This window comes from Geobacillus sp. ZGt-1 (genome assembly GCF_001026865.1).
Lineage (GTDB): Bacteria > Bacillota > Bacilli > Bacillales > Anoxybacillaceae > Geobacillus > Geobacillus thermoleovorans.
Genome location: NZ_LDPD01000002.1, coordinates 116718 through 117261, shown reverse-complemented (window position 1 = coordinate 117261; position 544 = coordinate 116718). Strand labels below are relative to the sequence as shown.

General features: G+C 50.2%; 2 protein-coding genes. Both read right to left on the bottom strand.

Going from position 1 to position 544, the window contains the following annotated elements; translation table 11 throughout:
• The coding region (gene rplN / locus VU18_RS00580) for a 50S ribosomal protein L14 (protein ID WP_047757485.1) at nucleotides 1-364 on the bottom strand (364 nt) is incomplete at its 3' end.
• A gap of 49 nt (nucleotides 365-413) precedes the next feature.
• Nucleotides 414-544, bottom strand: a 131-nt coding sequence (locus tag VU18_RS18605) for an uS17 family ribosomal protein (protein ID WP_236687225.1), incomplete at its 5' end; no start/stop codon positions are given.

The window sequence follows — 544 nt, the reverse complement described above, 5'->3', positions numbered from 1 at the left end:
TAACTTCCGGAGCTAAAGAAATGATTTTCATGAAGTCTTTATCGCGCAATTCACGGGCAACCGGTCCGAAAATCCGCGTGCCGCGCGGGCTTTTGTCATCACGGATGATGACGCAGGCGTTTTCGTCAAAGCGGATGTACGAGCCGTCCGGACGGCGCACCCCGCGTTTCGTACGAACAACAACTGCTTTCACGACTTGACCTTTTTTAACAACGCCACCTGGTGTCGCATCTTTGACCGTCGCCACAACGACGTCGCCGATGTTCGCATAGCGGCGACCCGAGCCTCCGAGCACTTTAATGACAAGCACTTCGCGTGCACCAGAGTTATCAGCTACTTTCAAGCGAGATTCTTGTTGAATCATCGACGAAACCTCCTTTCGGAATTATCTCTCCGAACTAAGTGAAGAACGATTACAGAACAACCGCTTTTTCGATGACTTCCACTAAGCGGAAGCGTTTTGTGGCCGACAGCGGGCGAGTTTCCATAATTTTCACGATATCGCCGACTTTAGCGATGTTATGTTCATCATGCGCCTTATATT